Source organism: Candidatus Dedyshia acidiphila (assembly GCF_051025295.1).
GTDB lineage: Bacteria > Acidobacteriota > Terriglobia > Terriglobales > Acidobacteriaceae > KBS-83.
On sequence record NZ_JBMGJV010000149.1, the window covers coordinates 1 to 252 of the forward strand.

Annotated in this window: 1 pseudogene; it reads left to right on the forward strand. The window is 66.7% G+C overall.

Going from position 1 to position 252, the window contains the following annotated elements:
- Positions 1-169: 169 nt before the first annotated feature.
- A pseudogene (locus AC5IJH_RS18470) lies at positions 170-252 on the forward strand (WecB/TagA/CpsF family glycosyltransferase); the annotation flags it as partial.

Genomic DNA, 252 nt, shown 5'->3' on the forward strand with positions numbered 1-252 from the left:
GGTTGAACGTCGCGGGCACGAGTTGCCCACCGCGTGGATTTCTCGACGATGTGGAGGAGCGCCGCGAGGTGCTCGCATCGGTCGAGAGGAGCCACCCGGCGATTCTGTTTGTGGCACTGGGCGCGCCACCCAGGAGTTCTTCATCGACGAGCACATCCGGCCCTTGCACGTGCCGGTGGCGGTGGGGGTGGGGGGCAGCCTGGACATCATTGCCGGGGAGTTTCGGCGGGCGCCTGTGTTTGTGCAGCGCAT